This is a genomic window from Microbacterium sp. NPDC086615 (assembly GCF_040686055.1).
GTDB lineage: Bacteria > Actinomycetota > Actinomycetes > Actinomycetales > Microbacteriaceae > Microbacterium.
In genome coordinates this window covers 36,472-43,345 of record NZ_JBFBJJ010000022.1, presented here as the reverse complement: position 1 = coordinate 43,345, position 6,874 = coordinate 36,472, and the positions used below count along the sequence as shown (strand labels likewise).

The 6,874-nt window shown below is 67.4% G+C and carries 9 protein-coding genes and 1 pseudogene; 5 read left to right on the top strand and 5 right to left on the bottom strand.

Features of this window, described 5'->3' with window-relative positions; all coding sequences use genetic code 11:
• Positions 1-278 precede the first annotated feature (278 nt).
• Entirely contained in the window at positions 279-710 is a 432-nt protein-coding gene (locus AB0O24_RS16895; RefSeq protein ID WP_275799431.1) for a MarR family transcriptional regulator, read from the bottom strand.
• A 61-nt stretch (positions 711-771) separates the two neighbouring features.
• On the opposite strand from AB0O24_RS16895, the gene AB0O24_RS16890 reads away from it, so the two are divergent.
• From AB0O24_RS16890 to AB0O24_RS16870, 5 genes and pseudogenes are all read left to right on the top strand, one after another.
• Positions 772-1,563 carry an SDR family oxidoreductase gene (locus AB0O24_RS16890; RefSeq protein ID WP_275799432.1) on the top strand — a complete coding sequence of 264 codons (792 nt, stop codon included), beginning with the start codon at positions 772-774 and terminating at the stop codon, positions 1,561-1,563.
• A gap of 57 nt (positions 1,564-1,620) precedes the next feature.
• Positions 1,621-2,361: an SDR family NAD(P)-dependent oxidoreductase gene (locus AB0O24_RS16885; protein ID WP_275799433.1), complete on the top strand. Its 741-nt coding sequence runs from the start codon at positions 1,621-1,623 to the stop codon at positions 2,359-2,361.
• Positions 2,355-3,071 (top strand): SDR family NAD(P)-dependent oxidoreductase, encoded by a 717-nt coding sequence (locus AB0O24_RS16880; protein WP_275799434.1) that lies wholly within the window; start codon positions 2,355-2,357, stop codon positions 3,069-3,071. The genes AB0O24_RS16885 and AB0O24_RS16880 overlap by 7 nt, the downstream gene beginning before the upstream one ends.
• Positions 3,065-3,205 (top strand): annotated as a pseudogene (locus AB0O24_RS16875) (hypothetical protein); the annotation flags it as partial. The gene AB0O24_RS16880 and the pseudogene AB0O24_RS16875, both read left to right, overlap by 7 nt.
• Before the next feature lie 15 nt (positions 3,206-3,220).
• The gene (locus AB0O24_RS16870) at positions 3,221-3,559 is read left to right on the top strand and encodes an ATP-binding protein (RefSeq protein ID WP_275799435.1); all 339 of its coding nucleotides are present in this window, start codon (positions 3,221-3,223) and stop codon (positions 3,557-3,559) included.
• Positions 3,560-3,624: 65 nt separating this feature from the next.
• Here AB0O24_RS16870 and AB0O24_RS16865 read toward each other — a convergent pair whose 3' ends face one another.
• The 4 genes from AB0O24_RS16865 to AB0O24_RS16850 form a co-directional block, all read right to left on the bottom strand.
• A complete protein-coding gene (locus AB0O24_RS16865) occupies positions 3,625-4,035 on the bottom strand; it encodes a hypothetical protein (RefSeq protein ID WP_275799436.1) in 411 nt (136 codons plus the stop codon).
• Positions 4,036-4,095: 60 nt separating this feature from the next.
• Entirely contained in the window at positions 4,096-5,262 is a 1,167-nt protein-coding gene (locus AB0O24_RS16860) for a thiolase family protein (protein WP_275799437.1), read from the bottom strand.
• A 3-nt stretch (positions 5,263-5,265) separates the two neighbouring features.
• On the bottom strand, positions 5,266-5,913 hold the full coding sequence (locus AB0O24_RS16855; protein ID WP_275799438.1) for a 3-oxoacid CoA-transferase subunit B: 648 nt from the start codon (positions 5,911-5,913) through the stop codon (positions 5,266-5,268).
• A gap of 73 nt (positions 5,914-5,986) precedes the next feature.
• A complete protein-coding gene (locus AB0O24_RS16850; RefSeq protein WP_275799439.1) occupies positions 5,987-6,727 on the bottom strand; it encodes a 3-oxoacid CoA-transferase subunit A in 741 nt (246 codons plus the stop codon).
• Positions 6,728-6,874: the final 147 nt, after the last annotated feature.

Genomic DNA, 6,874 nt, shown 5'->3' with positions numbered 1-6,874 from the left:
TTAGCGCTTCTGATCCTCGGGGACCTCGACCCCTACACACCGACCATCACCCCGCGAGCCTCACCCCCACCGGATGTCCGAAGAGCCAGACAACGGCGGGAGAGATGAAGGCAGCCGATGCCACTTTAAGCACTCGAAAGACGCGGTCGCTCCGCTCGCCACGAGCAAAGGCCGCTCCGAGCGCCATAGTCGCGATGAGACAGAAGTAGACACTCGCCACTGGGTATTGACGACCATTGATCGCGCACTCTCACCCTGGCTCGGCGGTGGAGTCGTCTCTATGGTGCGGTCAGTGCTTCTAGCACCATCAACACCCGGGCGAAGTCTTCCAGTGGGACGTGTGCGGATAGCGAACGTCGGACGGCGCGGGCATGGACGGGCCGCGCCTTGTCGATCTGTTCTCGGCCGGTCGGTGTGATGGTCACGAGCACTCCGCCATCGGCGTCGGCGCGAGTTACGAGGCCGCGTTGTTCCATCCGGGTGAGCTGGTGGGAGAGGCGACTGCGATGCCACCCCATGGACGCGGCGAGTTTGTTCTGCCGTAGTTCGCCGTCTCCGAGGTCGACGAGCCGGCTGAGCACCCCGTAGTCGGGGTCGGAGAGTCCGGTGACGGTCGTGATCTCTTCCGCGACGCGCGTTCGCACTGTGTCGGTCGCTGCCTTCCAGGCATGCCAGAGGCGTAGCTCGTTCTCACTCAGTAGGTCATCCATTTGCTCCCAACCTACCTGACTTATGTTGACGTGACAACATTGCGGGGTGCATGCTCGTCGAATGACATCAACAGTTCTTACCGACAAGATCGTGCTCGTGACGGGCGGCAATCGCGGCCTCGGGAGGGCGATCGTCGAAGCGGCCATCGATGCCGGCGCTGGAGTCGTGCTGACTTACCGATCCCATGCGGAAGAGGCCGAAGAGGTCGTAGCGAGCGCCGCTGCGCGAGGCGGGACGGCGGTGGCGCTACAGCTCGACACGACGGATACCGCGGCGTTCTCGGACTTCGTGCTGGACCTGCGCAAGGCGCTTCGCGCGAGCTGGGATCGCAGCAGCCTGGACGTGCTCGTGAACAACGCTGGCTTTGCGGGCCCGACCGTGCTGGGGTCCACTGAAGAGTCGGTCATCGATCAGCTGTTCGCAGTGCACTTCAAGGGGGTGTACCTGCTCACGCAAGGCATCGTCGCCCCGGTTGCCGGGCCGTCGCTCTTGGCGGATGGGGGGCGGATCGTGAACCTGTCGACCGGGCTGGCGCGGTTCGTCACCGCACCCAATGCCGTCTATGCCTCGATGAAGGGGGCCGTGGAGGTGCTCACAAGGTACTGGGCGCAGGAGCTGGGGTCGCGGGGCATCACCGTGAACACGATCGCACCGGGCCCCGTGCCGACCGATTTCGCCGGTGGATACATCCGTGCCAGTGACGACGTGCAGACCACGATGGCCAGCATGACCGCCCTTGGCCGCGTCGCCTCGCCCGACGACGTCGCGTCCGCGGTCATGGCCGTGGCCGGCCCCGCTGGAGAGTGGGTCACTGGCCAACGGATCGAGGCAAGCGGCGGCTTCCGTTTGTAAATCGATCTGCTTCGGGTCGCTGTTGACGCGACAACATAAGCGAACAATAATGTTGTCATGACAACAGATGAGAATCAGGCAAGCAAGGTCGCGCTCGTCACCGGCGGCAACAAGGGCATCGGCATCGCGATCGTCCGCGGGCTCGCAGCTGAGGGCTTTACCGTCCTGCTCGGTGCGCGCAGCATTGAGGTCGGGCAGGCGGCCGCAGACACCCTCACCGGGGACGTCCGCCCGGTCGTGCTCGACGTCACCGATCAGGGGCAGGTCGACGCCCTGGTCGCAAAGATCGCCGCCGAGTTCGGGCACTTGGATGTGCTGGTCAACAACGCGGGCGTGAACACGCTGACCTTCCACCCGATGGACCACTTGCCCAAGCCCACCGAGGAGACCGTCGACGACATCAAGAACGTCTACGAGGTCAACGTCTTCGGCGTCGTTCGCATGATCAACGCATTCCTGCCGCTACTGACGAAGGCAGATGCGCCCCGGATCGTGAACGTCACCAGCATGCGCGGTTCGATCGGCGAGGAGGGTGCTTGGACCGGTCAGCCATCGATGGTCTACTCCAGCTCGAAGACGGCCCTGAACGCCCTCACCGTGCACTACGCTCGCGAGTTCGCCGACTCGGCGTTGAAGATCAACGGCGCAGCCCCCGGGCACGTCGCTACCGAGTTCAACAACTTCCGCGGAACCCGCACCCCCGACGAGGGTGCTGCCGTCGCGGTCCGCCTCGCCACCCTCCCCGCCGACGGCCCGACCGGTGCGGTGTTCGAAGATGACGTGCAGCTCGCATGGTGACGACGAACCCACGCATCGTCCTGGTCACCGGCGCGACCCGGGGCATCGGCCACGCGGCCGTCGAAGCTCTCGCCGCCGAGGGGCACACCGTGCTCCTCGGCGCCCGGGACCTCGATCGCGGCCGCACCGCAGCCGCGAACATCCCCGGTGACGTCCATGCGGTACGAATCGACGTCACCGACCACGACTCCATCCAAGCCGCCGCCCACACGACCAAAGATCACCTCGGCCGCCTCGACGGGCTGGTGAACAACGCCGGCATCAACGTCGGCTACCTCGACAAGCCCTCGCAATCGCACCTCGAGGACTACCGAGCCGTGTATGGCACCGACGTGTTCGGCGTCGTCGACGTCGCCCTGACGTTCCTGCCCCTGTTGCAGACGTCTCCCTACCCGCGAATTGTGAACGTTTCGAGCTTCCGCGGCTCTCTCGGCTCGAAAGCCGAGTGGATCGGCCCCTGGTCGACCGCTTACGGCAGCGCCAAGACCGCCCTCAATGCGATCACCGTCCATTTTGCCCGGGAGCTTGGCCCGCAGGGCTTCGCGGTTACGGCTGTGTCGCCAGGTCACGTCGCGACAGACCTGACGGCAGGCAATGCGGCCCTCACACCCCAGGAGGGTGCCGCGACGATCGTCACTCTCGCTGCCGCCCCTACCGCAGCCGCGAACGGTCAATTCCTCGATGAGAACGCCGCCACGGTGCCCTGGTAATCGTCGGAGCCCAACACGGCCACGTCGACCCCTACGTCCACCCCGAATCCCAACACAGCGGGAACACAGAACTGCTCATCATCGACGAAGCCGACCGGCTCAAGACCGCCGGCCTCGAACAGGTCCGTGACTTCTACGACCGTCACCGCATGGGCGTCATCCTCATCGGCATGCCGGGCATCGAGAAACGCCTCGCCCGCTACCCCCAGCTCTACAGCCGCATCGGCTTCGCCCACGAATACCGCCCACTCCGCAGCGACGAACTCACCGCCGTCGTCACGCAACGCCTCCCCGCACCAGACCCAGCCGACGCCGGACTCGCACACGCCGCTGCCCTAGCCGCTATCGTGCGCGCCACGAACGGGAACTTCCGTCTCGCCGATCGCCTCGTAACCCAAGTCAGACCGATTCTCGACATCAACGGGCATACACACCTCACCCCCGAGGCTGTCGACGCCGCCCAAGAAGCCCTCCTCATCGGACGCTGAACGACGCGACAAGCACGACATCTATCGCCGCGATTCACAACCGTCCGCGGCATTCGAATCATCCATCACCGGAACAACCCCGTCAGCCACCGCGGAAGCAGCGGCTTCGGATGCAGGTAGTCCTCGAGGGCCGCGTCATAGATCTCTTGCGGCATCACGACGGACGGGTCGAGCGTCAGGGGTGGCAAGAGCTCGCGGATCGCGCTCGGGAGCCCGCGCATCGAGACGCGGCGTGGCGTGCGCTGGAGACGGGCTCCTTCCGCGGTGGGACGGAGGCGCCATTCCTCGTCGATGACCACGAGACCCGCGCGCTGGAGCGCACCGGCCGCGGACTCGATCATCTCCCGCGACGGGACGTCGACGTTGATCATGTCCCAGGTCCCGATGACCGAGCGGACCGACCTCGACGACCGCTCACTGCCACCGATCGCCGCCATCAGGATGGCCGCGTCATCTTGAAACGAGGGAAAGGCCATGCCCGGAGTCTACGAAGGCCGCGCCCGCTCGACGTCGGAGAATCACGAGGAGCTTTCCGCTCAGCGCTCCAGAACCACCGCAAGGCCCTGACCCACGCCGATGCAGATCGCCGTCACAGCCAGTCCCCCGCCGCGACGCTTCAGCTCGTGTGCCGCGCGGGCGATGATGCGACCGCCGGAGGCACCGAGCGGGTGACCGATGGCGATGGCGCCGCCGTTCTCGTTGAGGTTCGCCGGGTCGAGCTCGGTCCACAGCTGCGCGCACGCGAGGGTCTGCGAGGCGAAGGCCTCGTTCAGCTCGACGAAGGTCACGTCGCTCCACGAGCGACCGGCGCGCGCGAGGGCGCGGTTCGCGGCCTCGACGGGGGCGACGCCGAAGACATCGGGGTCGTTACCGAACGCGGCGCGACCGGCGATGCGCGCGAGGGGCTCGGCATCCAGAGCTCCCTCGGAGCCGAGGAGCACCGCCGAGGCGCCGTCGTTGATGGGCGACGAGTTGCCGGCCGTGACCGTCCCGTCCTTCTGGAACGCCGGGCGGAGACCCGCGAGCACCTCGGCGGTGGAGTCGTCGCGGATGCCCTCGTCGCGCGCGAGCGCGTGGCCCTCGACCTGCACGATCTCGTCGTCGAAGGTCCCGGCGGCCCACGCGGCGGCGGCCAGGCGGTGGCTGCGGGCGGCGAAGGCATCCTGTTCCTCACGGGAGATGCCGTAAATCTGCGCGAGCTTCTCGGCGCTCTCGCCGTTCGAGATGGTCCAGTCCTTGCGCAGGCGCGGGTTCGTCATGCGCCAGCCGATCGAGGTGTTCCACATCGTCTGGTTCGCCGCGGGGAAGGGGCGCGGGCTCTTCTCGACGACGAACGGGGCGCGGGTCATCGACTCCACGCCACCCGCGAGGATCACGTCGGCATCCCCGGCCTCGATTGCACGTGAGCCTTGGATCACGGCATCCAGAGACGATCCGCACAGGCGGTTGATCGTCGTTCCGGGAACCGACGACGGGAAGCCCGCGAGCAAGGCGCCGAAGCGCGCGACATTGCGGTTGTCTTCGCCGGCCTGGTTGGCGTCGCCGAAGATCACGTCCTCGATGCGGGCCGGGTCGATACCCGTGCGCTCGACGACGGATGCCATCACGGTCGCGGCGAGGTCGTCGGGGCGGACGTCGGCGAACGCTTTGCCGTGCCGCGCGAAAGGCGTGCGGACGGCGTCGTACACGAAGGATGCGGTCATGGCTCAGGCTTCCTGTTCGATGAGGTCGAGACCCAGCAGGGCCGAGATCTCGGCGTGCGTGTTGTCGCCGAACAGCTCGCGCACGCGGAAGCCGTCGCGGGTGACGTCGAAGACGCCGTGGTCGGTGTAGACGCGCGAGACGCAGCCGACGCCCGTGAGCGGATACGTGCACGCCTCCACGAGCTTGGGCTCGCCGCCCTTGGTGAGCAGGTCGGTCATGACGTAGACGTCCTTCGCGCCGATCGCGAGGTCCATCGCCCCGCCGACCGCGGGAATCGCGCCGGGCTCACCCGTCGACCAGTTGGCGAGGTCTCCCCCCGCCGACACCTGGAACGCGCCCAGCACGCACACGTCGAGGTGACCGCCGCGCATCATTGCGAACGAGTCCGCGTGGTGGAAGAACGCCGCCCCCGCGAGGGCGGTGACGGGCTGCTTCCCCGCGTTGATCAGGTCGGGGTCGATGCGCCCGCGCTCGGGAGCGGGTCCCATGCCGAGCATGCCGTTCTCGGTGTGCAGCACGATCTCGAGACCGTCGGGCAGGTAGTCGGCGACGAGGGTCGGGGCGCCGATGCCGAGGTTCACGACGGCACCTTCGGGGATGTCGGATGCCACGCGGGCGGCGAGCTGCGCGCGGGAGATGCGGGTGGTCACTGTGCTGCTCTCTTCCCCGCGCGCTGCGCGCGAGCTCGACGACGTGCCGGTGCGGAGTGGATGACGGATGCCATCAGGCACCTTCTTCGGAGAGGACGCGGCCCTCGATGTCGACGCCGCCGACGAACTCCCCGTCGCGCAGCCACGCGCGCTCCCCGACCGCGACGACGCGGTCGACGTAGAGGCCCGGAGTCACGACGGCCTCGGGGTCGAGCGAGCCGAGCGGCACGATCTCGTCGACCTGCACGACGGTGGTCGCAGCGGCTGCAGCCATGATCGGTCCGAAGTTGCGCGCGGTCTCGCGGTAGATGAGATTGCCCCAGCGGTCGGCGGCGCGGGCGCTGATGAGGGCGACATCGGCACGGATCGGGTACTCGAGCACGTAGTCGCGCCCGTCGATGCGCCGGGTCTCTTTGCCCTCGGCGAGCTGCGTGCCGAACCCGGTCGGAGTGAAGAACCCGCCGATACCGGCGCCCGCGGCACGGATGCGCTCGGCGAGGTTCCCCTGGGGAACGAGCTCGAGCTCGACCTCGCCTGCGCGGTAGAGCCGGTCGAACACCCACGAGTCGCTCTGCCGGGGGAACGAGCAGATCATCTTGCGCACCTGGCCGGCGGCCAACAAGGCGGCGAGCCCCGTGTCGCCGTTGCCGGCGTTGTTGTTGACGACGGTGAGGTCACGGGCGCCGTGCGCGATGAGTGCGTCGATCAGTTCGACCGGCTGTCCGGCACGTCCGAAGCCGCCGATCATCACGGTGGCTCCGTCCGAAATGCCGGCGACGGCCGCCGCGACGTCGGGGACGGTCTTGTCGATCACGCGGGCTCCCATTTGTTCGCTCTGCGTACATGCGTACGTCTTGCGAACACTCTACGCCCACGGCGCGACGGCGACAAGAGTGGGCGCGCAGAACGGCGGCGCGACGGCATCCGGGTCGTTCAAACGGGGGCTCGAGTGTCCAGAACA

Bases quoted from the DNA above. Each gene is read 5' to 3' on its own strand.
- AB0O24_RS16895 (WP_275799431.1), bottom strand. From the start codon at position 710: ATGGATGACCTACTGAGTGAGAACGAGCTACGCCTCTGGCATGCCTGG.
- AB0O24_RS16890 (WP_275799432.1), top strand. From the start codon at position 772: ATGACATCAACAGTTCTTACCGACAAGATCGTGCTCGTGACGGGCGGC.
- AB0O24_RS16885 (WP_275799433.1), top strand. From the start codon at position 1,621: ATGACAACAGATGAGAATCAGGCAAGCAAGGTCGCGCTCGTCACCGGC.
- AB0O24_RS16880 (WP_275799434.1), top strand. From the start codon at position 2,355: ATGGTGACGACGAACCCACGCATCGTCCTGGTCACCGGCGCGACCCGG.
- AB0O24_RS16870 (WP_275799435.1), top strand. From the start codon at position 3,221: ATGGGCGTCATCCTCATCGGCATGCCGGGCATCGAGAAACGCCTCGCC.
- AB0O24_RS16865 (WP_275799436.1), bottom strand. From the start codon at position 4,035: ATGGCCTTTCCCTCGTTTCAAGATGACGCGGCCATCCTGATGGCGGCG.
- AB0O24_RS16860 (WP_275799437.1), bottom strand. From the start codon at position 5,262: ATGACCGCATCCTTCGTGTACGACGCCGTCCGCACGCCTTTCGCGCGG.